A 22,085-nucleotide genomic window follows, 5' to 3' on the forward strand; every position below is an offset into this window, starting at 1 on the left:
ATGGTGATGTGCAATAGGAGCAGTTATGACGGCGGCCATTCGTGTCAACCAGATTGCAGAAGCAGGCGGGCGGTTTCGATTGGCATCAGCATTGTTCGTTCGCCCAGCGGGCAGCGAAGGAAACCGTGCCGCTCGTAGAACGCCACGGCGTCGTCATCAATGGCGTGGGTGATCACTGCTCGTGCTCCTGCCGTATCGGCGGCACTGAGACACCGACGTAATGCGTCGATCAACAGGTCCGTACCCAATCCGCGCTTTTGATGGGTCACGTCAACGGCGAGGCGACCGATGAGCAACAGCGGCACCTCATCCGGCATTCCCCGGCGCAACTTGGCGTTGGGCAACCCTGATTGGTGCGCCATCGCGGTCGGACTAGCGTAATAACCGATCACTCGGCCTGGTGCGTCGTTGGCGCAGACGACGTATGTGCGAGCGGACAAGCCCTCGCTGGCAAGTGCCCGTTCGCGCAGCCATGCATCGAGCGAATCGTGCTTGCCGTTGCGGAACTCGGAAAGATCGTGTTGCGGCGTGGGTCGTTCAGGCGCCGGCACGGCGCTGCGCTTTGCCGACACTCAGCGTTCCCATGCCGGCTTACGGCTCATGCGTGTTCGCACAGCTTTATCCGGCTTGGCCGGCGCGTCGAGCATCGCGAGAAACGCGCTGTAGGCTTCGTCGTCCAGGGTAATCAGCCGTTGATCCAAAATGGTCTCTTCGGCGCGAGTGCGGGCACTCTCCAGCATGAACTCGGAAAGCTTCTGGCCGCGAAGAGCGGCAGCGAGATTGAGCATGGCTTTGGTCGCAGCAGAGGCTCTGATTTGTATCAGATCGTCTCTTTTGACTGGGGCGGAACTATTGGACTTCATGATTCCTCCGACGGCGGGCGTCAGATATTGCAGCGATCGATAAGCTGATCCGCTGTAATGACGTTGTCAATACATAGATCATCAGCCGAGCACGATGATCGGCAGGCAAAGGCAGAGAACCCTCTACACGCTGTTCCTGAGTATTCGTGCGTGTTCGGGTGAGATGATCCGAAACGACCTGTCTACGGGGGGGGGGCGTCCGGCTGATGCCTTCGGGGTTTGGGAGCTAAAAACATTCGAAAGCTCTTGTATCTGAGTGCGACTTCCGCCGCATGAAGCAAACTACAACGTTACGCAGCCTAGCCACGAACGGCGGCGTTGTGAGGCAAGTTCCAGAAGGTATGAATCGTGAGGTCGCACTATTAGGAGTAAATCGCACGCGTCGAGTTTGTTACTAACCGCACGCATGAACCGTCGCTACGCTCGAATCAATTCGCCGCCCGCGGCTTGCCACTCGTGTTGCAGGTAAGCCGTGTCGGCATCGTTGCGGGCTTGCACGCCGATCAACACGCCGCCCTGACGAATCTGCGATTCGTATTCTTCGACACGTCCTTTGGGAATGCCCCAGTTCGTGAGCGTGGTGATCAAGCCACCGGCGATTGTCACCGCGCCACCTGCGGCCAACGCCACAGCGATCGGGCCCGCGAGCACCAAACCCGGAAGCAACGCCGCTGATCCGATGGCGGCGAGGGCAGGGGCAATGGTTGCCGCCGTTCCACCCGCAGGCCCGCCGAGTTTCGCCGCCGCCGGTTGTTTCTTTTCCGTGCTGTGCGCGGCTTTGTCAGCCAGCTCGCTTTCCACCTGATCGACATTGAGAGTTCGATCATCCGTTCGAGCAGCCGGTCTTCTATGAGTTACCGCAGGACTGGATCGAGTCGCTGCCCGGCCAGACGATTCGGGCCACGCGGGTTGCCGTTGTGGGGCCGCTCGATGCGATTGTCGTCTCAGCAACTGCAGACGTTCTTCAACATGGAAGAGGCAGTGTGTTGCGATGTGCTCGGTAGGCGGGCACGAATCTGGTCGAACTTTCGCGTCCATCCCGATGGCTTCGGTCGGTTGCTGATCCACGATCGCGCCTGCGCCAGTGCCGGTGACACTGCGCGCCTGGTCCAGCGGCTGCAGGAGCTCGGCAACTACCGAAACAGGGTGCTGCTGGCACTGCCGGTCGCGCAATCGCTTTCACCTGCATCGTCGAAAATGGAGACGACGCTTGCCTCTCTGACTCGCGATATAGCGCGGGGCGCCGCCGATGATGAACAGTTGTTCCATGAATTGTCGCGCTTGTCCGCTGAGCTCGCACGCTTGATTGAGGATACTCGCTATCGAATGACGGCGACGCGCGCCTATGCGCAATTGGTGGGCGCCGGGGTATCAAACGCTCACTGACTTTACCGAGCCTCGATTGACGCCGGCGGTTCGAACCTGCGAGTCGTTCGAACAGCGGCTGGAGGATCTGTCGTCGGTAAGGTACTCGCGCACGTGATCCTGGTGGATGTAAATCTCGCGCTAGGCATTGTGGCGCCGGTGGTGGTAGCGGCGGTCTGGCTGGGCATTCGAGCGGTACGCAGATTCTAGGATCCGAGCGGATTGGTGATGGTGCGGACATTGCCGGCTATCGACGGATACTTTCTATCCTGTTGGATAGGTCGGGGTCGAGTTCTGCTGTGACGGCCCTGAAATCCCGAGAACCGCGGCAAACCTGTTTGACAGGTCGGAGACGCCGCTGCTAGATTCGCCTAACTTCAGAGGGGGGATCTGTGGGCATACTTCATTCCGTGCCGATGTCGCAGCGACCGACATTGTCCGCGCAAGTGGCCCGGCACCTGTTGGATCTGATCTCCCGCGAGAGTCTCAAGCCGGGCGATGCTGTGCCCAGCGAAGTGCAGATCTGCAAGCAGTTGTCCGTGAGCCGCGGCAGCGTGCGAGAGGCTTACCGGACGTTGGCCGCACTGGGCATCCTCGAAATCGAAAGCGGCCGCCGACCGCGCCTGCAACCGATGAGTGCACATGTGCTCGCGCAAGTGTTTGGTTATGCGCTCAACACGGCCCAGGTCAACGCCACTCATGTCATCGAAACGCGCCGTGCTATTGAAGTGCAGGGCGCTCAGCTTGCCGCACGCCATGTCACTGAGGCTCAGAAGCGCGTGTTGCAGGAACTCGTCCAGCAAATGCGCTCCGCGCTCAGCGATCGTGATCATGCGCGCCGCATGGCAGCCGACATGGCCATTCACACGACACTGGCCGAGGCTAGTCTCAATCCACTCAATTCATTGTTGCTGACCGCGTTGCGAGCGCCGCTCGAGCAGCTGATGCATATAGATCTCGGCAGTCGCCGCAGCGAATCCGAGTTGATGCGTATCGTCGATGCGCATGAGGCCATCGTCGAGCGCGTCTGTTCGGGCGATGCGGTCGGCGCCGGGGCTGCGATGGCAATGCACTTCGATCTATCGGTCGCCTCTATATCGCGCATCGAACAAGCGTTGCAGGCGACTGATGCGCCCTCGCAGCTTACCGAGGGCGCGCGGCCATGAGCGTGTCACAGCGAGCCCAATCATCGAGCAAGTACGACACGCCGGATGCGAAAGCGCGGGTGGCGAAGGCAATCGAACAACTTCGTCCCGTGTTCGCCGAGCGACTGAGCGTCGGAGTCTCCGTTCGCGAGCAGCACGGTCGTGGCGAAGCGTTCGCGCAGAGCTATTTGCCCGACGCGGTGATTTGGCCTCTGAGCACGGCCGAAGTCAGTCAGGTCGTCAAAGTCTGCAATGAGTGGCGGGTGCCGGTGATTGCGTTCGGCGCGGGGACGTCGCTTGAAGGTCATGTCAGTGCGCCGTATGGCGGCATTTGTCTCGACCTTGCTCGCATTAATCGAGTGTTGGAAGTGCGTGCCGACGACGGTGACTGCGTCGTGCAACCCGGCATCACACGGGAAGAGCTCAATGCGCAGCTCCGCGATACGGGATTTTATTTTCCCATCGATCCAGGCGCGAACGCGTCGATCGGCGGCATGATTGCCACGCGCGCTTCGGGTACCAACACGATTCGATATGGAACGATCGCGCAGAACGTGATGGCGCTCGAAGTCGTGCTGGCCAATGGTGAGATCGTTCGTTGCGGCAATCGCGCGCGTAAGTCATCCGCGGGTTACGACCTCGTTCGGTTGTTTACCGGATCGGAAGGCACGCTCGGCATCGTCACTGAGGCGACTTTGCGTCTGCACGGTCGGCCTGAGGCGGTCGGTAGCAGCATTTGTTCATTTCCGGATCTGCGCGGCGCCGTCGACACGGTCATGGAGCTGATCCAGACCGGCGCCCCCGTGTCGCGCCTCGAACTTCTCGATGAGTTGCAGGTGCGCGCCTGCAATGCGTACTCGAAGCTGTCGCTCCCCGAGCAGCCGACGTTGTTCATGGAGTTCATGGGCACTGAGGCGGCCGTGACCGAGCAGTTCGAACGTGCGGTCGATATCGTCAAATCTCACGGCGCCGCGGGCCTCGAGTGGGCATTCGATGAGCAGCGTCGCGCGGCGTTATGGAAGGCCCGGCATGCGGCATATTTCGCGGCGCGTGCATTGAGGCCGGCTGCAGATTGCATCGTTGCCGATGTTTGCGTCCCGATCTCGCATCTGGCCGACTGCGTCGCGAAAGCGCGTGCGCAGATCGATGCGGAAGGATTGGTTGCACCGATCCTGGGACATGTGGGCGACGGCAACTTTCACGTATTGTTTCTAATCGATCCGAACAGTGACGACGAGCGAGCACGCATGGATCGTGTTTACGACTCCATGATCGAAACCGCGCACCGTCTCGGAGGCACGTGCACAGGGGAGCACGGCATCGGCATGGGAAAGCGCGACAAGTTGATTGCCGAGTTCGGCTCGTCCGTGGTCGATCTCATGCGCAGAGTCAAAGAGGCGTGGGACCCGAACGGAATTCTGAATCCAGGAAAAGTGTTCGACCTGTAGTAGGTCAGTCTCAATTGGGAAATCATGCGACCGATACAAAGCCGGACCGGGTCCGGAGGGGATCAGAGGTTTTCCATGGCCTTGACGCTTCTCTGCTGCTTATATAGCCTTTAGTTCGAGCAACAATGAATATCAGGCTCTACCGCTGGTCCGCCGCGGCGGCACGGTTTCCTCACCTGCTATGAGCGCGTCTTGGCATCTCGGCAATTGTGAAATGAATGCCGGATCGGTCCATCATTGGAAGCGGTGGGCCAGCTGTTGCCACAATGCCATGCTCCTTTCAAGCCGAATCCACTACTTACGTCGCGCTTATGGGCCATAAACTCCGTCGAGGACAGGTTACTTTTGCTCGCCATCCGGCGCGAAGGGGCAGGTCGTCGGCCACCATGTCGAGCAAAGGTTTGGACTCGCCAGGCAAAAGAGTATCGGAAAGCTTGGACGACAAGCTCGACACTCATGCGCTAGCGATGGTGAGCTTCATTTACAACCGCGTAGTGGCGGGCGCCGCCGGTGCCTTGCGCAAGCGGCTCAAGTTGAGCGTGACCGAAGCCAGGATCGCCCTTCATGTCGGCGCGAGCGATTCAGTGACTGCAGCCGAGCTGGTCCGTATCATGGGCCTCGATAAAGCAGCGATCAGTCGCGGAACGGCCCGTCTCATCGAGCTGGGGCTGATCAAGTCTGAGCCCGACCCTCAGCATGCGGCGCGCAACATACTCTCAGTCACCAAGTCGGGGCGCATCTGCTACGAAGCGATCGCCAATTTTACTTTCGCGCGCGAGGAGTATCTTCTGAGCGTGCTGAGTGCCGGCGAGCAAAAGCAATTCCTCGAGAGTCTGCGTAAAGTCCTGAAGAACGTCGAACCGACCAACGAACGGGCGCGGGCGGGCGACTTCTGGGATTGAATCCCTGCCGAGCTTTCGAGTGACAAACGGCCGACAGCAAGATCGCGCCGTTCCGTTTCAAAAAACTATGACGGCCACGCTGAAACCTCCGTGGTGGCGTCCCTCGAGCGACGCCTCGTCACCTATTTGAAGGTGATGTAAGCGGTCACGGTAGTGACCGCTCCCGTCCGGTAGCCGGCACAGCTCTTCTTCCAGCATCTCGTCTCGATTACGCCTGTGATGGCCTGCGGGATCACGGGCGAAATGCATGTCCCTCCGACGCGTTCACGATTCCGGACGACGGCTACCGCTCGCCGAGGGTTGACATCTCAACCCTCGACATGGAATATCGCAGGCGTCTGGGGGACGCTGGCCTCATTTCTTGGAATCGCAGAGGCTGGCCAAGGGCGCAACGGTAACCATGGCACAAATAATTTTGGAGAACGCGCGGATATTCGACGGCGTGTCGGCGGATTGCGCCGAGGGCATGTCGGTGCTGGTCGAAGGTGGCACGATCCGTGAGGTTGCCGATCGCTCGATCAAAGCCGATGGCGCTCTCCGGATCGATGTCGCCGGCAAGACGCTGATGCCCGGCCTGATCGATCTGCACATTCATTCCTATTTCTCGGATCTCAACGCCAAGGTCGTCGACAGCCGTGATGCGCCTTACCGGACGGCGCACGCGGTCAAGAAGCTTGGCCATGCGCTGGATTGCGGTTTCACTACGGTGCGCGATATCGGCGGCGGCGATTTTTCTTTGGCCTCGGCAATTGCCGACGGGCTGATCCGCGGTCCTCGCTTTTTTTACGCAGGCAAGGTTCTGTCGATGACGGGCGGGCACGTCGACTATCGGACGCCCAATGAGCAGCACCATACGCACGGCTATTGTTCGTGCGGTTCGATGAACTGGGGCGGCGTCGTGGTCGATGGCGTCGATGAGTGCATCAAGGCGGCGCGCGAGGAGCTGCGGCGGGGAGCCCATTGCATCAAAATTACCGCGTCGGGCGGCGTGATGTCGCCGAGCGACCCGATGTGGATGAATCAGTTTCGCGAGGATGAGATCCGCGCGATCGTCAACGAATGCGCCGAGCGCCGAACCTATGTATCGGCGCATTGCCATCCGATCAGTGCCATCCGCCGTTCGATCGAGTTCGGCGTCCGCTGCATCGAGCATGCGACTCTGATCGATGCCGAGACTGCTGTGTTCGTTGCCGAGCGGGGCGCTTACGTCGTGCCGACGATGTCCGTCATCTTCGTCAGCATGGAGGTCGGTGCGAAGCTCGGCATGGCACCCGAGAGCATGGCCAAGCTCAAGATCGCCGCGGATTCGGCAATCGAAGGTCTCCAGCATATGCGCGATGCCGGGGTGAAGGTGGGCTACGGCACCGACCTGCTCGGTTCGACCTACGATCAGCAATGTCGCGAATTCACGCTTCGGTCGGAAGTCTTCACGCCGCTCGAGATGCTGCGTCAGGCCACGTCGATGGGCGCAGAGATTCTGATGCAGGAAGGCAGGCTCGGCTGCGTCAGGCCCGAAGCCCATGCCGACCTGATCGTCGTCGATGGCGATCCGTTGAAAGATATCGGGCTGCTCGCAGCCGATGGCCGCAAGCTCGATCTGATCATGCGCGCCGGCGAGATCGTAAAGAACAGACTGAATTGAGACGCGACGACGATGAGTGCGGTCGAAGAGATTTCATCACGCCCGGGCTTGCCGGCCGCAGCGCAGGCGGCCGACCGAACACCCGAACATCCTTGGCAGCTGTTCTCGTCCCGGCAGCGCTGGACGATGCTCGCCGTGCTGTTCCTGGTCTCGACGGTCAGCAATGTCGATCGCCAGATCATGACCGTCGCGATCGAGCCGATCAAAGCCGAGTTTCACGCCACCGATACTCAGATGGGCTTGCTGACCGGTATCGCTTTCGCTTTGTTCTATGCAACGCTCGGCCTGCCGATCGCCCGCTGGGCCGATCGCGGCAATCGCAAGCTGATCATTACGATCTCGATCACCTTCTGGAGCATCATGACCGCGATCTGCGGGACGGTGCAGAATTTTGCGCAGATGTTCTTTGCCCGCCTCGCGGTCGGCGGCGGGGAAGCGGGCGCGTTGCCGACCTCGCAAAGTTTGATCGCCGATTATTTTCCGCCGGAGCTGCGGGGCAGGGCGATCGGAATCTTCGCCATGGCGGGAGTGGCCGGCTATGCGGCGGCGTTGATCGGCGGGGCGCAGATCGCCAGCCGGTTCGGTTGGCGGGTCATGTTCGTGACCTTCGGCTTATCCAGCTTACTGATCGCGGTCGTCGCCAGCCTGGGTTTACGCGAGCCCCGCCACATGCTGTCACGGCGCGCAGATCCGGCTGCCGGTGAACGGCTCGGTCCATCGATTGCTGCGCTCATCGGCAAGCCCAGCTTCCTGTGGCAAATCTGGGGTGGCGTGTTCTTCGGCATCGTCAGTTACGGCGCGCTCATCTTCGTCGTGTCTCATCTGGTTCGCAGTTTCCAGTTGCCGTTGGCTCAGGCAGGAACGATTTACGGCTCGATCTCAACCGTCACTGCGATCGTCGGCGCCCTCGCTGGCGGTTATCTGACCGATCGGCTGGGGCGCCGCAGCCCCGCGGCGGTGCCCTCGCTGACCGGATGGCTGATGATCGCGGCGCTGCCGTTCTTTCTCATCGCGATGCTCAGCCATGATCTCACCCTCTTCGTCGTCTGCGCGCTGATCGGCGGATGCCTGGTGTTCGGCGCGGGCCCATCGCTGTTCGCGGGGATTCATATCGTCTGCGGATCGCCACGGCGCGCGACGGCGATAGCGCTGCTGTATTTCATGATGAACTCGATCGGCCTGGGCGGCGGACCGGCGTTGACTGGCTTGCTCAGCGACACTTTCGGTGCGCACGAAGGGTCGGCGATGGGCCTGCGCATCGCGATGCTGATCTCTTTTACAGCGCTGCTGCCCGGTGGAGTCTGCTTTCTACTCGCCGGTCGCACGATGAAGGCGGATGCAGAGCGCTGATGCATGCGCACCGTGTGGCAATCAATTATTCCGTCTCATCCACTGAGCACGGGGGGAACAAAATGAAGACCTGCATTAAAACGATACTGTTGATGGGAACGATTGCGCCGCTACCGGGGATGGCAAGCGCGCAAGCTGTGGAGCCGGCGGAGCAGGACGAGCGAGTTACATCGCCGCCCGCTTCGGCAGTGACAGAGGACGGTGGGACCTTGACCGAGGTCGTCGTGACCGCGAGAAAGCGCTCGGAACGATTGAACGAGATTCCGGCGACGATCGATGTCTTCTCTGCGAGCGATCTTGCGCCCGTGGGAAATTTCACGCTCAACGATCTGTCGAGCAAGCTTCCAAATTTCTTCATCGCCTCGCCGCGTGCCACGCGTATCTCCGTGACGATGCGCGGCCTCGGCGTGCCGGGAGTCGGGCTGTATATCGATGGCGTCTACCAGCCTAACGACGTCGCGTTTTCGATTCCGCTGTTCGATGTGGAACGTGTGGAGGTTCTCAAGGGACCCCAAGGCACGCTCTACGGTCGAAATGCTTACTCGGGCGCCATCAGCTATGTCACGCGTGCGCCTACGAATGTCTTCGAGGGCGAGGTCAATGCGGAGCTCGGCAATGGCGACACGCAGCGCGGTTCGGCGACCGTCGCGGGACCGATCGTCGAGGATCTGATCACTGCGCGCGTTTCGGGCTCGATGCAGCGACGCTCGGGCTTCCGCAATTTTTCCGATGGGAGCGATGCCGATCGCGACGATTTTGACGCGTTCAGCGGCCGTGTGACGATCACGCCGACGAACAGCCTGACGGCCGACTTGAAGTACACCTACGTCGATAAGCTCGGACCGAGCTTTCTCTACCATCAAGTGACCGACATCGATGACAAGCACGGCCAACTGCGGGTCACTCCGCGCTTCGGCGCCGCGACGGGCGCGCTGGCTGGAAGCCGCCAGCAAAGTCGTGTCCGCAGCGACGCCTATTCGGGCCGGCTTACCTACGCGGCCGATGCTTTCGAACTGACGAGCACCTCCGCACTAACCAAGATTCAGTTCAGCGATACGTTTGACATCGACACCATACCGTCCGATTTCTTTGCGGCCAGAGGAGTCAGCGCTCTGCATGACTTCAGTCAGGAAGTGCGTGCGCTGTCGGCCGGTGAAGGGCCCTTCAAGTGGCTGGTCGGCGGCTACTACAATCGCGGCAAGGTAGGCGATTGCGGTGAGTGCGGCAATACGCTTGGCGGTGCCGTGGTGGGCGGCGGTTCGCTGTTTCAAAAGGCGGCTTCCGTTCATTATGAAGCCTACGCAGCGTTCACCGATCTGGAATACAGGCTGACCGATCATGTGGTGATCGGCGGCGGGGCGCGCTATGACGAAATCGAGCAGGAGTTGCGACCGGCCGGCGGCGTATCGGCCGATGCGACATTCCATGGCTTCCAGCCCAAGCTGACGGCTCGTTATCAATTCGATCCCGACACTCAAGTCTACGGCACGATCAGCAAAGGCTTCACCCAGGGAGGCTTCAATGCTCCGCTGGTCGGGACCGGCAGTGCGCTCGCAACCTTCCCGAACCAGGAGCTGTGGTCGTACGAAACGGGATTCAAGACCAACTTCGACGATCGACGCGGCAATGTTTCTGTCGCCCTGTTCTATATCGATGCGGAGTCCTTCAACGCCGCAGCGACGGTTCCTACCCCGCTCGGACCCAGGGTCGCGATTGTCAACGTGGGCAAGGTCGAATCCTATGGCTTGGAAGTCGACACTTCGTATCGCGTAACGCCGGAGCTGATGCTCGAGGTGAGCGGTGGCTACAATCCGGTCGAGCCGACCGTTCTGTCGCCAAATACTGCACCCGGCATCGGTAACGTTGGCGAGCAGTTCCAGCGCGCTCCTGAATGGAGCTACCGCGCAGCGGCGACCTACACACAGCCGCTGTCAAACACTCTCTCCTTGGAGTTCAATGGAGCGCTCAATGCGGTTGGCCCCACTCGCTTCTGCGGCGAGGCGGCGGTATTCGGGCCGTGCCCGGTCCGAGATACTTACTACCTCGTCGACGCCAGCAGCACATTGGTCTGGTCGCGTTATCGAGTGTCTCTATTCGCTCGCAATCTATTCAACACCACCTATGTGTCGGATTATCTGGCCCAGTCGGCACTGGCGCAGTTCGGCGGTCCTGCCGCCGGGTCCGTCTACGGCGATCCGCGCTACTGGGGTGTGCGTGTAAACGCGCAGTTCTAGACGACGAGGCTGGCCTGCTGGTAGAAGGGCGATGGAATGATTTGGGAACAACCGACGATGACCGCCGCTACGCTCGAATCAATTCACCGCCCGCGGCTTGCCACTCGTGTTGCAGATAAGCCGTGTCGGCATCGTTGCGGGCTTTCACGCCGATCAATACACCGCCCTGACGAATCTGCGATTCGTATGCTTCGACCCGACCTTTGGGAATGCCCCAGTTCGTGAGCGTGGTGATCAAGCCACCGGCGATTGCCACGGCGCCACCGGCGGCCAATGCCACAGCGATGGGACCTGCGAGCACCAAACCCGGAAGCAACGCCGCTGATCCGATGGCGGCGAGGGCAGGGGCAATGGTCGCCGCCGTTCCACCTGCAGGCCCGCCGAGTTTCGCGGCCGCCGGTTGTTTCTTTTCCGTGCTGTGCGCGGCTTTGTCAGCAAGCTCCGTTTCCACCTGATCGACATTGAAATATCGCCGGCGGGTGTCCTCCGACAGCACGAGGTTGATGTCATCTTGAGTGTACCCTCGTGCGAGCGCGGCGTGATAGGCGCGCTCGACACCGCTCGCCTCCTTGAACAGGGCCGTCACCATCGCTGCATGGCGAATCGCAGGTGTCATACGCGCTTCCCCCTTCAAACCCCTGAAACGCGAGCCGTTGCGAATCGTTCCGCCCGGGCAGGACGGCCCTGATGCGATAGCTGTTGCCAGTCATTATTTGTCTGAGTTATAAAGTCGGCACCAGACGGGGGATCAAACAATGAAATCGATAAGAACGGCGCTCGCCGCGGGCGTGCTGCTGATCGTGGGCGGCTGCCTGTTAGATGCACCCGATCCAACGGTCGATGTGACTTCCATTACCCATAACGATCTGCCGGTGCACGATCCTTCCGTGATCCGTGCCGACGACGGTAGTTTCTATGTATTCGGTTCGCACCTCGCAGCTGCGCGCAGCACTGACTTGATGAATTGGCAGTTCGTCGCGAACGGCGTCGATGCCGCGAACCCGTTGTGGAGCACGATTCCCGCTGAAGGCACGCAGTGGACCGGCGCGCCGGGATCCTGGGCCGCGGACGTGATCAAGCTCAAGAACGGTAAATACAATTTCTATTACAGCTTCTGTGGCATTCCGCCAAACGGCGAGTGCACGGGGCCGCGCTCGTATCTTGGGGTCGCCACCTCCGATCGCATCGACGGTCCCTACGTGAATCAAGGCATCTTCCTGCGCTCGGGGATGTCGGCTGCGGAGATCGCGGCGGGCTATGGACCGGAAGGCATCACGAGCTACGACGCGACGATTCATCCGAACACCATCGATCCGGACGTGTTCTACGACAAGCAGGGCAAGTTGTGGATGACGTACGGGTCGTATTCCGGCGGCATCTTCATCTTGAAAATGGATGAAACGACCGGTAAGCCGCTGCCCGGCCAAGGCTACGGCAAACATCTCGCCGGCGGCGATCACAGCGCCATCGAAGGCAGCTACATCCTGTATAGCCCCGAGAGCGGCTACTACTACATGTTCACCTCGTTCGGCGGCTTCGTGTCCACCGACGGTTACAACATTCGCATCTCACGATCGCGCACGCCTGATGGCCCGTATCTCGATGCCGAAGGTCGCGACATGGTCGGCGCGCGTGGCAACTGGGACAGCATCGCGCCCTATGGGGTGAAGCTCATGGGTGGCTTCAACTTCGCGGCGGCACCGGGCGATCGTGAGGTGGCGCGCGGTTATCTCTCGCCGGGCCACAACTCGGCGTACTACGATGCGGCGACCAAGAAACATTTCCTGATCACGCACACGCGCTTTCCGAATCGCGGCGAAGGACATTCGATTCGCGTGCACGAAATGTTCGTCAACGCGGACGGCTGGCTCGTGGCCTCGCCGCAGCGTTACGTGCCGATCAAAGGTCAGAATATCGTCGACGCGAACGATGCGCTCGGCGATTACAAGTTCATCAACCTCGGCAAGGACATCAATCGGCAGGCGAAGCAGTCTGTCTACATCTCGCTAAACGCGGACTACAGCATCACCGGCGAAGTGACGGGTCAGTATCGCTGCTACTTCACCGATCCCAATCGCATCAGTATCCAGCTGACCGGCAGCGACGATCTCTACGAGGGCCGGCTCGCGTGGCAGTGGAATGAGGCCGCGAGCAAGCTCGTGCCGGTGTTCACGGCGTTGTCGAGCAAGGGTGTGTCGATCTGGGGCACGAAGCTCGAGAAGCGAACGACGCGTCAGGCGTTGAAGGATGTCGCGGACGCGCTCTCTCTGCCCGATACCATCAAGGCCGGCACGTTGGACTTGCCCACCCGCGGCACGCGAGCCACGACGATCGTTTGGTCCTCGAGCGATCCGTCCGTCATTCAAGCCGATGGCACCGTCCTCCGGCCGAACGTGGGCGAGGGTGATCGTACTGTCACGCTCACCGCGACGATGACGCTGAATGGCGTCACCACGACGCGCCAGTTCCAGGTGACGGTGCCTGCGCGCTTGCCGTTCAACCGTGTCGCGCAGTTCAGCTTCGAGAACTCGTTGAACGAGCAGCTCGGTCGATTCACCGCCGCCACCGCGACGGGCAATCGCGTCTGGAATCTGGGCGCGGTGTCGTTTGCGCCGGGTGAGCAAGGCCAGGCGGTGAGTCTCGAGGGCGCCTCCGGCGTGTTGTTGCCCGAAGGCGTGATCGACAACTACGAGTACACCGTGTCCTTCTGGGCGAATCCACGCGTGCTCTCGCAGTTCACGCCAGCGTTCTTCGGCGCGGTGGATGAGCAGACCGATGCGGCCGGTGTGCCGTTCTCGAATCGCTGGATCAGTCTCGTGCCGCACAGCTGGGATGGCAACACGATGCTCTGGAGCGGCAGTGAGGCGTGGTTCGATGGCAGCGCCGGCGAACGCATTCCTGCGAATGCCTGGACGCATGTCGCGTTCTCGGTGAATCGCGGGGTCGTGTCGGTGTACTTGAACGGCGTGCGCAAGTTCGGCACGGGAACGCTCACCGACTTTTTCAGCGCGCGTCGAGGCAAGTTCGCGCTCGGTGTGAACTATTGGGATCTGCCGTTCAATGGATTGATCGATGAGCTGAAGATCTACGAGGCGAGCCTGTCCGCCGCTGAGATCAAAGGGCTCGACATCGATCATCTGTCCGGCCCGCAGCTGTTGCAATCGGCCGCTCAGATTCTGGACCTAGGCGACGTGAGTGCCGTGCAGTCGGATCTCGATCTGCGACGCACGGGGCCGTACGCGTCGGTCATCACGTGGGAGTCCTCGCGTCCGGAGGTGCTGAGCCCGACAGGCCGGGTGACGCGTCCAGGTCGCGATTCGCCCGATGTGAATGTGACGTTGACGGCGACGATCACGTTGAATGGCATGCAGACGACGAAGACGTTCGAGGTGACGGTCCGCTCGCTTGCGCCGCCGTCGCCGATTGCGGCTTACGATTTCGAGAACGATCTGAACGCCTCACGCGGTGTGTTCGGTCCGGGTGTTGTGGTGGGGCCGCGGGTCGATCAGCCGGGCGGTGCGGTGTCGTTCGCGCCCGGTGCGGCCGGTAGTGCCCTGGTGCTGGACGGTGCTTCGGGCGTGCGGTTGCCGGACGGCCTGGTCCGCGACCACAGCTACTCGATTGCGATGTGGCTGCGGCCGACTGCGGTCTCGCAGTTTACGACCGCATTCTTCGGCTGGGCGACGCCTTCGAGCTGGATCAGCCTCGTGCCGCGCGGCCCGGGCTCGACCCAGCCGACGATGGTGTGGTCGGGCACGGCGTGGTTCGATGGCACGTTCAATTCGTCCATCCCGGTGGGCGCCTGGTCGCACCTCGTGATGGCGGTCGATCATGGCACCTTGCGGCTGTATCTGAACGGCGCCCTGGTCAACACGATGACGGGCTTCCCGGATGTGTTCACACCGGCGGCGCAGCGGCAGTTCGCCCTGGGCGTGAACTTCTGGGATACGCCGTACGCGGGGCTGGTCGACCAGCTGCAGATCTACGATGAGGCCGTGAACGCCGAGGTCGTGAGCCAGTTGTATGCCGAGGGCGCCGGTTGAGGCGCCCCCGACTCGACAACCCGGGGGAACAAATCGCCGTCATTGATCGCTCTTGAACGAGGAGGGCCGTAGAATCTTCCATCCTCACTGACGGCGGACCCATCGATGCGCAACGCAAAGCTTCTGTGCTTGACCCTATTGGCACTGCTGCTGAGCGCGTGCGGCGTCAACCCGGTCACCGGCAAGAAGGAGATTCAGTTCGTCTCCGAGGCCCAGGAGATCAAGATCGGCGAGCAGAATTACGCGCCGACGAAGCAGAGCGAGGGCGGCGACTTCGACGTGTTGCCCGATCTCACCGTCTACATCAACGAAGTGGGCAAGAAGCTGGCGGCCGTCTCGGACCGCCAGCTGCCGTACGAGTTCGTAGTGTTGAACAACCCGGTGCCCAACGCCTGGGCGCTGCCCGGCGGCAAGATCGCGGTCAACGTGGGCCTGTTGTCGGAGCTGCAGAACGAGGCGGAGCTCGCCGCCGTGCTTGGCCACGAGATCGTTCACGCTGCCGCACGGCACGGTGCCAAGGCGCAGGAACGCGGCACGATCATGCAGGTCGGTCTCGCCGCGGCACAGATCGGGGCTGCGATCAGCGATGTCGATTCGACCGTCGCGAATCTCGCCGTTCAGGGCGCGGGCGTCGGTGCCCAGATGATTCAGCAGAAGTACGGTCGCGACCAGGAACTGGAGAGCGATGAGTACGGCATGAAGTACATGAAGCTCGCCGGCTACGATCCGCAAGGCGCCATCACCTTGCAGGAAACATTCGTGCGTCTGTCACAACAGGGCGGTGCCAAGAGCCAGAGCTTCATCGAAGGCCTGTTCGCATCGCATCCACCGTCGGAAGAGCGCGTCGCGAAGAACAAAGCGACGGCGCAGCGACTCGGCCTCGGCGGCGATCTCGGTAAGGATCGATATCAGGCGCGCTTGCAACCGTTCCGCAAGATCGAGCCCGCGTATAAGAAGTTCGATGAGGCGATGACGGCCGCGCGCAAGAAGGAATATACGAAGGCTGAGTCGCTGGTTCAGGAAGCGATCAAGATCGAGCCGCGCGAAGGACGCTTCCATGAGTTTTTGGGTGAGATGAAGCTCGCTCAGAAGAAGCCGGAGGAGGCGCTGCCTTACTATCAAAAAGCCATCGATCTGAACTCGGATTATTTCGGCTCGTATCTGGGCGCGGGCGTCGCGCAGTACCAGGCGGGCAATAAGGCACGCGCGGAGGAATGGCTCACGAAGAGTGTCGAGCTCTTGCCCACGGCGCCGGCCGCTTATTACTTGGGCACGATCTCTCGCGATCGCGGCGATCGCACCAAGGCGATGGAGTATTTCCGGGCCGCGGCCGGTTCTCAAAGTCAGATCGGTCAGCGCGCGGCGGCGGAGTTCGTGCGCATGGATCTGCCGCAGAACCCCGGCAACTACGTCGCGACCCAAGGCCAGATCGATCCGCAAGGCCGCGTCGTGGTCGTCGTCCAGAATCGGGCACCGGCGCCGCTGGTTGGTATTCAAGTCACGCCCGTGCTCGTCGATGCAAGCGGTCGCATCGTTCAACAAGGCCAGCCTGTGGTATTTCGCTCGGCAGTGCAGCCTGGACAGCAAGCGGCCGCCCAGACCGGCATCAATAGCATCGCGCAGGAGCAGCTGCCGTATCTTCGCTTCCGCGTGGATGGGGCGAAGGTCGCGGAGTAGTGGGTCGTGTTAGCGGGCGCGCTGACGTTTCTGGCCGGCGCGCTGCTCGCCAGTGCCTACTTCCTGCTCAAGAATCGTCGTAACACACCCTATCTCCAACTCGACCTCGATGCCTTGCCGGCCCTCGGGGAGGATCTGCGGACGCTCGCAGGCTTGACCGATGGCGCGGTCACGAGCGGGAACGCCTGTCAGATCCTGCAGGACGGTGCCTTGTTTCCTGCGATGGAAGCCGACATCGCGGCCGCCCGATGTGCCGTTCACTTAGAAACATTCGTGTGGACGGCGGGAGAGGTCGAGCGCCGCTTCGTTGAACTGCTGAGCCGCAAAGCGCGCGAAGGTGTCAAGGTTCGGGTGCTGATCGATGCGCTCGGCAGCTCCGGCGGCGATGAGGAGAATTTGAAACGCCTGGTGGAGTCGGGCGTGCAGTTGTCCAGCTACTGCAAGCCACGCTGGTGGAACCTGCGTCGCTTCAACCATCGCACGCATCGCAAGCTGCTGATCATCGATGGCGTGGTGGGCTACACCTTCGGTCACGGCATCGCCGATCAATGGCTCGGGCACGGCGAGGATGAGAAACATTGGCGTGACACCGCAGTTCGCGTCGAAGGCCCCGCGGTGCAGGCACTGCAGTCCGTGTTCATGGAGAACTGGATCGAAGAGAGCCACTGCGTGCCCGCCGGCGAGGGCTGTTTCCCAGCGCTTGAGCCGAAAGGCGACATTGATGCGCATGTCGTAAGCAGCGCCTCGGGCGATGCGGTGTCCTCGGTGGCGCTGCTCTACACCGTCGCGATCGCCTGCGCCAAACGCGAGGTGATCATCCAGAATCCGTACTTCGCCCCTGACGATGGCGTGTGCGAACTGTTGGCCATGATGGTGAAGCGCGGCGTCGCCGTTCACCTCATGCTTCCCGGCGCACACACCGACAGCCCCTTCGTTCGGCGGGCGGGCTGCCGTTTGTATGAGCAGCTACTTGAGGGCGGCGTACGCTTGTATGAATTCATGCCGACCTTGATTCATCAGAAGATCGTGATCGTCGATGAGATCTGGGCCCACATCGGCTCCACCAACTTCGACTCCCGCTCATTGTCCCTGAACGAGGAAGTCGGCATCGGCATCCGCGACGTTCGGATCGCAAGAGAGCTGAAGGCGGCATTCGAGAGTGATTTGAAGCGGAGTAAGGAACTGACGCTGGAGGCGTGGCGGCGGAGGGCGTGGTACAGCAGGGTGTTCGATTGGGTGGCTTATCAGGTGCATGATCAGCTGTGAGTCGGACTGCAATTGCACATGCACCGCTTCCTTACTATGGTAGGCGATGAAAGAGGGAGGCTGTTGCCATGACTGCAGACGCGATCCTGACGAGCAAAGGCCAGGCCACCATTCCGAAGGAAATTCGAGAAGGCCTCCGAATGAAGGCAGGCGACCGGATGACGTTCACGTTGCTCTCGGACGGGACCGCATTGATGCGTGTCAAGAATAAGAGCGCAATGGATGTCGCGGGGCGCTTCCACAAAAAGGGGCAGAAGGCATTACCGATTGACGAGCTCTCTCGCTGACGGATTGGACTCTCATGCTCTTTCTCCGATTGGCATGAGATGCGGGCACCACTTTGCGCAATCGTCGATCGTGGACGATCCCATTCGGCGTTCGAAGTGCCGCTGCGACTGTTAGATCCCGCATCGGCGGCTAGCCGGATCCCGGCACCACGTGGGGCGATTGACAGGAGTACGGAATTTCCGTATGGAAGAGAGGGTGAGCGCCGGCGACGATGATCTACACTTCTGCTGGGATGATGCTAAAGCCGCATCGAACCGCTGCGACTTGAGCACGAGGATGTATTCGCGCGAGGTGAATATCGCAATATTGTCATCGGCCGAGTGGATGGCGTGCTTCTGACGGTCGTCTATTCCTGCCCGGAGGCAGATATCTACCGGATCATCTCTGCCCGGCGATCAACTGCGCAGGAGCGGAGAATCTATGAGCAAAACCTCCTTCAGTCGTAAGCGCGGCTCGGCCCTCCGATTTTCCGACAAGGATCGTGAGCGACTCAATGGCATTAGCGATGAGAAAGCCGAAGCTCAGGCATTAGCCGATCCTGATAATCCTCCGCTCACAGAGGGGCAGCTCAGCCGAATGGCTCTGGCTCGCGAGGTGAGGCTGGTTCGGGAGAAGACCGGCCTGAGTCAACCGCAGTTTGCTGCCCGTTATCACATTGGTCTCGCCCGTTTGCGTGATTTTGAGCAGGCGCGTTCCGAACCGGATTTTGTGGTCCGAGTGTTTCTGCGGATGATCCTTGAGGATCCGAACAAGGCGCATCGCCTAGTCAAGCTGGTCGAAAGCGAAGCGAACGCGTCATGACCCCAGTTTCCGCACGTGGCGGCGGCTCTGAAGATATCGAGAGATGCCGATGTCGTGCTCCGATCGTATAACTTTCAACCCTGATGTGATGGGTGGCAAGCCCTGCATTCGGGGAATGCGTGTGACCGTCGGAACGATCGTGGGGCTGATGGCTGATGGGCAATCGGAAGAGGAGATCCTGCGAGCCTATCCGCATCTTGAACGTGCCGACCTTCGCGCGGCTCTTGCCTATGCGGCGTGGAGGTCCGAAGAACGAGAGCTGCCAATCGCTATTAGATAGTGTGGCTGTCGGTTTGTTGCCGCTCGGGATATTCCTGACGCAAGAATTCCCGCGCACACATTCTCAATTCTGATTCCTGAAGTCGAGAATCGACTCGTCGGAAAACTTGCCGTGCCGCAGATCGTTTAATCCATCAACTATGTTGACGGCTACGGCTCGATTCCGCATGTCTTGGCGGATCAGGTCGCAAACGTATTCGCTCGGCGTGGCATATGCATCTTTCTCGCTGGCGCGCTCGTCAATGTACCTGCGTAGCGCATCGGTCAGTTGTACCCGGAGAATGCTGCTCAAGTTAGACTCCTCTGAGGTTCCAAGAACGAGAGTTGCCCATCGGTATCGGTGCTCGTGGATCGGCAGTGTTGATCGCTTGTACATGTGAACTGCGCCATCAAAAGCTCTGGCTCTTATCGTAGAACCCGCCGTGCTTCTCCACATGCTGGTTGTAAGCTTCAATGGAGTCACGGTTCTCCTGCCGCCATTGCAGCTGCGGTACTGAACTCAGCTTCTTGACTAAGGCTTGCTCGAGTGTGGCGGATAGATTGATCTTCGCGGCCCGGGTCGCCTCCAGCCAGATCCCGACGGATGTTGATGCGCGTGACGCTCTTCGCTGGGACGCGACGGGTAGATGGCATGGCGGCTCCACAGAGAAGGCGTGGCGTAGATCGATGATGCGCCCACCTGTCCGCGATTGCGAGTGAGCGTCCCAGCCTCGGCATCTTGCCCGACATGAGGGCGTATCTGATCCAATATTCAGCGCTGTCCCAAGTCCGGAAAAAGCGGGTAGGGGCCGTCGACGCTTGCTGAGGGGTTCAATCCAGGATAAGGCAGACAGCTTCCGGGACGATCGTCATGGAGCGGAGGGTCTTACTGGATGGTTACGACAGAGTCTCGAAGAGGGCGACCAGGCAGCAGTCGCATGTTATGGGCCGCGGCGACCCTCGTCGCATTGGTCGCTCTGTATTTTGGCTCGCGTACCTTGATCGGTGAGCGAGATGCCAGCGTCGCGCCCAATCCGACCTTCAATCTCATCATCGCGGCCCCGCGGCCGGACGAGGCGATGACTGTTCTCCCGGCTAAGCAGAACGAGACCGTGACACTGCGAATTCGCTCCGACCGGGCCGGGGAAGTCCATGTGCATGGTTACGATCAGAACGTGGTCGTCGCCGCGGGCTCCGAGGTCGTGCTCACCTTCGTCGCAAAAGACTCGGGTATCTATCCCATCCATCTGCACGAGCGAGCGAATCCCGCCGATCCCGAGAGTCCGATAGTCCATCGTCAGTTGGCCGTGCTCGAGGTGAAGGCGCAATGACGCCAAGACGGCTTCGACACTGGATCGTTCTTGCGTGCCTCGTTCCGACACTTGCGAGCGCGCATTCGTTCGGCGCGGTGTATGTGCTGCCGGTGCCGTTCTGGATGTACGTGTACTCGTGTGTCGCGACCCTCTTAATCACTTTTTCGCTGCTGGGCTTTCTGGTCACGGCGCCCCCAGTGCGGGTGCAGGTTGCTCACCAGCATCTAAAACAGAGTCGACGTGAAGTTGTCTTGAGTCCGCTGATGCTGAGTCTGATGCGGGCGGTGGCGATGGGATGTCTGTTGCTCACTCTCGTCGCGGGATGGTTCGACAGCGACGATGCCGGCCGTAACATTGCGATGACACTCTTCTGGGTGATGTTCCTATTGGGCTTCGCCTACATCACCCTGGTGGCCGGCGATCTCTACGCGCTGATCAATCCCTGGCGAACGGCGATCGACGGGTTGGAGCGCCTGGGCTGCGATCTCGCCCGACGCCGGCTGAGGTGGCCCCGCCGCCTGGGATACTGGCCGGCGGTGGTGGGCTATGTCGCGCTGGTCGCGATCGAGTTGTTCGTGAAGCCTACGCCGCGTGCAACGGCGATCCTGTTGTTGATCTACAGCGCGATCACGCTGCTGGGATGTTTCGCGTTCGGCGCGACGAAGTGGTTTCGCAGGGCCGATTTCTTCAGCGTGTATTTTCGTTTAATCGGCACGCTCGCGCCGGTCGAATACCGGCGATTGCGCGGTGCACCGGTTCGCTGGCGGGTACGTCTGCGCTCGCCGTTTGCAAGTGTGCTGAGACAAGCACCATCGCATATCGCGCTCGTGCTGTTCGTGCTTTTCATGCTGTCCTCGACCACCTACGATGCGATTCTCGACACCGTGCTGTGGGTCGGACTGTTCTGGAAGAACGCACTGTGGCTCTTCGAGCCGCTGTGGGGAGAGGATCTGGGCAAGGCACAGACCGTGCTGATGGATTGGTACCTGCTGTACCGACAAGCGGGCCTGCTGATCTTTCCGTTTCTTTATCTCGGGCTTTATCTGCTGGTGCTGTATCTCGCGAAGCTCGTAACCCGAAGCGTGATTCCTCTCAACACGCTGGTGTTGAAGTTCTGCTATTCGCTGCTGCCGATCGCGATCGCCTATCACTTCTCGCACTACTTCACCTTCCTGTGGATGCAGGTGAAGGCATTGCCACTGTTGTTCTCGGATCCGCTGGGGTTGGGCTGGCATCTGTTGCCGCTGCAGGGCGGGGTCCCGGCGGAACCCTCGACCCTGGAGATGGGCGTCGTATGGCATACGCAGGTGGCAGTATTGCTGGGCGGTCACGTCGCGAGCATCTATCTCGCGCATGTTATCGCGATGCGAACCTTCGCGAACCGGCGGCCCGTGCTCAGCCAGCTGCCGACCCTGGTCTTGATGGTGGCGTACACTATCGTCGGCCTGTGGATTCTGTCGCTGCCGCTAGGCGCGGAGCAGGGCTGACGA

The 22,085-nt window shown here is 60.8% G+C and carries 21 protein-coding genes and 1 pseudogene; 16 read left to right on the forward strand and 6 right to left on the reverse strand.

Annotation, left to right across the window (positions count from 1 at the left end):
- Positions 1 to 44: 44 nt before the first annotated feature.
- From ACFPN2_RS21855 to ACFPN2_RS21865, 3 genes are all read right to left on the reverse strand, one after another.
- The gene (locus ACFPN2_RS21855; protein WP_380600554.1) at positions 45 to 572 is read right to left on the reverse strand and encodes a GNAT family N-acetyltransferase; all 528 of its coding nucleotides are present in this window, start codon (positions 570 to 572) and stop codon (positions 45 to 47) included.
- Positions 573 to 863, reverse strand: a complete 291-nt coding sequence (locus tag ACFPN2_RS21860) for a type II toxin-antitoxin system TacA family antitoxin (protein ID WP_380600556.1) — start codon at positions 861 to 863, stop codon at positions 573 to 575. It abuts the gene before it with no gap.
- A gap of 417 nt (positions 864 to 1,280) precedes the next feature.
- The gene (locus ACFPN2_RS21865) at positions 1,281 to 1,664 is read right to left on the reverse strand and encodes a hypothetical protein (protein ID WP_380600558.1); all 384 of its coding nucleotides are present in this window, start codon (positions 1,662 to 1,664) and stop codon (positions 1,281 to 1,283) included.
- Between the two features lie 168 nt (positions 1,665 to 1,832).
- Here ACFPN2_RS21865 and ACFPN2_RS21870 point away from each other — a divergent pair.
- The 7 genes and pseudogenes from ACFPN2_RS21870 to ACFPN2_RS21900 all read left to right on the forward strand — a co-directional run bounded on the left by ACFPN2_RS21870 (position 1,833) and on the right by ACFPN2_RS21900 (position 10,949).
- Positions 1,833 to 2,346: pseudogene (locus tag ACFPN2_RS21870) on the forward strand (DUF3422 family protein).
- 274 nt (positions 2,347 to 2,620) lie between these two features.
- Positions 2,621 to 3,394, forward strand: coding sequence for a FadR/GntR family transcriptional regulator (locus ACFPN2_RS21875; RefSeq protein WP_380600560.1), 774 nt, complete (start codon positions 2,621 to 2,623; stop codon positions 3,392 to 3,394).
- Positions 3,391 to 4,821 carry an FAD-binding oxidoreductase gene (locus ACFPN2_RS21880; protein WP_380600562.1) on the forward strand — a complete coding sequence of 477 codons (1,431 nt, stop codon included), beginning with the start codon at positions 3,391 to 3,393 and terminating at the stop codon, positions 4,819 to 4,821. The genes ACFPN2_RS21875 and ACFPN2_RS21880 overlap by 4 nt, the downstream gene beginning before the upstream one ends.
- Positions 4,822 to 5,255: 434 nt before the next feature.
- Positions 5,256 to 5,723, forward strand: a complete 468-nt coding sequence (locus tag ACFPN2_RS21885) for a MarR family winged helix-turn-helix transcriptional regulator (protein ID WP_380600564.1) — start codon at positions 5,256 to 5,258, stop codon at positions 5,721 to 5,723.
- Between the two features lie 400 nt (positions 5,724 to 6,123).
- A complete protein-coding gene (locus ACFPN2_RS21890; protein WP_380600566.1) occupies positions 6,124 to 7,365 on the forward strand; it encodes a metal-dependent hydrolase family protein in 1,242 nt (413 codons plus the stop codon).
- Positions 7,366 to 7,377: 12 nt separating this feature from the next.
- Positions 7,378 to 8,715: a spinster family MFS transporter gene (locus ACFPN2_RS21895; protein ID WP_380600568.1), complete on the forward strand. Its 1,338-nt coding sequence runs from the start codon at positions 7,378 to 7,380 to the stop codon at positions 8,713 to 8,715.
- 62 nt (positions 8,716 to 8,777) lie between these two features.
- Positions 8,778 to 10,949: a TonB-dependent receptor gene (locus ACFPN2_RS21900; RefSeq protein ID WP_380600570.1), complete on the forward strand. Its 2,172-nt coding sequence runs from the start codon at positions 8,778 to 8,780 to the stop codon at positions 10,947 to 10,949.
- A gap of 67 nt (positions 10,950 to 11,016) precedes the next feature.
- On the opposite strand, the gene ACFPN2_RS21905 is transcribed toward ACFPN2_RS21900, so the two are convergent.
- The gene (locus ACFPN2_RS21905; RefSeq protein ID WP_380600572.1) at positions 11,017 to 11,565 is read right to left on the reverse strand and encodes a hypothetical protein; all 549 of its coding nucleotides are present in this window, start codon (positions 11,563 to 11,565) and stop codon (positions 11,017 to 11,019) included.
- Between the two features lie 139 nt (positions 11,566 to 11,704).
- Here ACFPN2_RS21905 and ACFPN2_RS21910 point away from each other — a divergent pair, with 139 nt between their 5' ends.
- The 7 genes from ACFPN2_RS21910 to ACFPN2_RS21940 all read left to right on the forward strand — a co-directional run bounded on the left by ACFPN2_RS21910 (position 11,705) and on the right by ACFPN2_RS21940 (position 19,304).
- Complete coding sequence (locus tag ACFPN2_RS21910) at positions 11,705 to 14,992, forward strand: LamG-like jellyroll fold domain-containing protein (RefSeq protein WP_380600574.1); 3,288 nt, start codon at positions 11,705 to 11,707, stop codon at positions 14,990 to 14,992.
- 105 nt (positions 14,993 to 15,097) lie between these two features.
- On the forward strand, positions 15,098 to 16,669 hold the full coding sequence (locus ACFPN2_RS21915) for a M48 family metalloprotease (protein WP_380600576.1): 1,572 nt from the start codon (positions 15,098 to 15,100) through the stop codon (positions 16,667 to 16,669).
- Between the two features lie 6 nt (positions 16,670 to 16,675).
- Complete coding sequence (locus ACFPN2_RS21920) at positions 16,676 to 17,935, forward strand: phospholipase D-like domain-containing protein (protein ID WP_380600578.1); 1,260 nt, start codon at positions 16,676 to 16,678, stop codon at positions 17,933 to 17,935.
- Positions 17,936 to 18,003: 68 nt separating this feature from the next.
- Positions 18,004 to 18,222 (forward strand): AbrB/MazE/SpoVT family DNA-binding domain-containing protein, encoded by a 219-nt coding sequence (locus ACFPN2_RS21925; RefSeq protein ID WP_380600580.1) that lies wholly within the window; start codon positions 18,004 to 18,006, stop codon positions 18,220 to 18,222.
- 258 nt (positions 18,223 to 18,480) lie between these two features.
- Positions 18,481 to 18,669: a BrnT family toxin gene (locus ACFPN2_RS21930; protein WP_380600891.1), complete on the forward strand. Its 189-nt coding sequence runs from the start codon at positions 18,481 to 18,483 to the stop codon at positions 18,667 to 18,669.
- Entirely contained in the window at positions 18,644 to 19,024 is a 381-nt protein-coding gene (locus ACFPN2_RS21935) for a helix-turn-helix domain-containing protein (RefSeq protein WP_380600582.1), read from the forward strand. The genes ACFPN2_RS21930 and ACFPN2_RS21935 overlap by 26 nt, the downstream gene beginning before the upstream one ends.
- 49 nt (positions 19,025 to 19,073) lie before the next feature.
- On the forward strand, positions 19,074 to 19,304 hold the full coding sequence (locus tag ACFPN2_RS21940; RefSeq protein ID WP_380600584.1) for a DUF433 domain-containing protein: 231 nt from the start codon (positions 19,074 to 19,076) through the stop codon (positions 19,302 to 19,304).
- Between the two features lie 63 nt (positions 19,305 to 19,367).
- On the opposite strand, the gene ACFPN2_RS21945 is transcribed toward ACFPN2_RS21940, so the two are convergent.
- Both ACFPN2_RS21945 and ACFPN2_RS21950 read right to left on the reverse strand, forming a co-directional pair.
- Entirely contained in the window at positions 19,368 to 19,595 is a 228-nt protein-coding gene (locus tag ACFPN2_RS21945; RefSeq protein WP_380600586.1) for a hypothetical protein, read from the reverse strand.
- 97 nt (positions 19,596 to 19,692) lie between these two features.
- On the reverse strand, positions 19,693 to 19,947 hold the full coding sequence (locus ACFPN2_RS21950; RefSeq protein ID WP_380600588.1) for a type II toxin-antitoxin system CcdA family antitoxin: 255 nt from the start codon (positions 19,945 to 19,947) through the stop codon (positions 19,693 to 19,695).
- A 273-nt stretch (positions 19,948 to 20,220) separates the two neighbouring features.
- Between ACFPN2_RS21950 and ACFPN2_RS21955 the strand changes: the two genes are divergently transcribed.
- Positions 20,221 to 20,613: a cupredoxin domain-containing protein gene (locus ACFPN2_RS21955; protein ID WP_380600590.1), complete on the forward strand. Its 393-nt coding sequence runs from the start codon at positions 20,221 to 20,223 to the stop codon at positions 20,611 to 20,613.
- Positions 20,610 to 22,082, forward strand: coding sequence for a hypothetical protein (locus ACFPN2_RS21960; RefSeq protein ID WP_380600592.1), 1,473 nt, complete (start codon positions 20,610 to 20,612; stop codon positions 22,080 to 22,082). The genes ACFPN2_RS21955 and ACFPN2_RS21960 overlap by 4 nt, the downstream gene beginning before the upstream one ends.
- Positions 22,083 to 22,085: the final 3 nt, after the last annotated feature.

This window comes from Steroidobacter flavus, assembly GCF_042651805.1.
GTDB classification, from domain to species: domain Bacteria; phylum Pseudomonadota; class Gammaproteobacteria; order Steroidobacterales; family Steroidobacteraceae; genus Steroidobacter; species Steroidobacter flavus.

What these genes read in the sequence shown, in the direction of transcription:
- ACFPN2_RS21880 (WP_380600562.1), top strand. Translation starts at nt 3,391, where the DNA reads ATGAGCGTGTCACAGCGAGCCCAATCATCGAGCAAGTACGACACGCCG.
- ACFPN2_RS21960 (WP_380600592.1), top strand. Translation starts at nt 20,610, where the DNA reads ATGACGCCAAGACGGCTTCGACACTGGATCGTTCTTGCGTGCCTCGTT.
- ACFPN2_RS21935 (WP_380600582.1), top strand. Translation starts at nt 18,644, where the DNA reads ATGAGCAAAACCTCCTTCAGTCGTAAGCGCGGCTCGGCCCTCCGATTT.
- ACFPN2_RS21915 (WP_380600576.1), top strand. Translation starts at nt 15,098, where the DNA reads ATGCGCAACGCAAAGCTTCTGTGCTTGACCCTATTGGCACTGCTGCTG.
- ACFPN2_RS21890 (WP_380600566.1), top strand. Translation starts at nt 6,124, where the DNA reads ATGGCACAAATAATTTTGGAGAACGCGCGGATATTCGACGGCGTGTCG.
- ACFPN2_RS21900 (WP_380600570.1), top strand. Translation starts at nt 8,778, where the DNA reads ATGAAGACCTGCATTAAAACGATACTGTTGATGGGAACGATTGCGCCG.
- ACFPN2_RS21895 (WP_380600568.1), top strand. Translation starts at nt 7,378, where the DNA reads ATGAGTGCGGTCGAAGAGATTTCATCACGCCCGGGCTTGCCGGCCGCA.
- ACFPN2_RS21910 (WP_380600574.1), top strand. Translation starts at nt 11,705, where the DNA reads ATGAAATCGATAAGAACGGCGCTCGCCGCGGGCGTGCTGCTGATCGTG.
- ACFPN2_RS21955 (WP_380600590.1), top strand. Translation starts at nt 20,221, where the DNA reads ATGTTATGGGCCGCGGCGACCCTCGTCGCATTGGTCGCTCTGTATTTT.
- ACFPN2_RS21905 (WP_380600572.1), bottom strand. Translation starts at nt 11,565, where the DNA reads ATGACACCTGCGATTCGCCATGCAGCGATGGTGACGGCCCTGTTCAAG.
- ACFPN2_RS21925 (WP_380600580.1), top strand. Translation starts at nt 18,004, where the DNA reads ATGACTGCAGACGCGATCCTGACGAGCAAAGGCCAGGCCACCATTCCG.
- ACFPN2_RS21860 (WP_380600556.1), bottom strand. Translation starts at nt 863, where the DNA reads ATGAAGTCCAATAGTTCCGCCCCAGTCAAAAGAGACGATCTGATACAA.
- ACFPN2_RS21940 (WP_380600584.1), top strand. Translation starts at nt 19,074, where the DNA reads ATGTCGTGCTCCGATCGTATAACTTTCAACCCTGATGTGATGGGTGGC.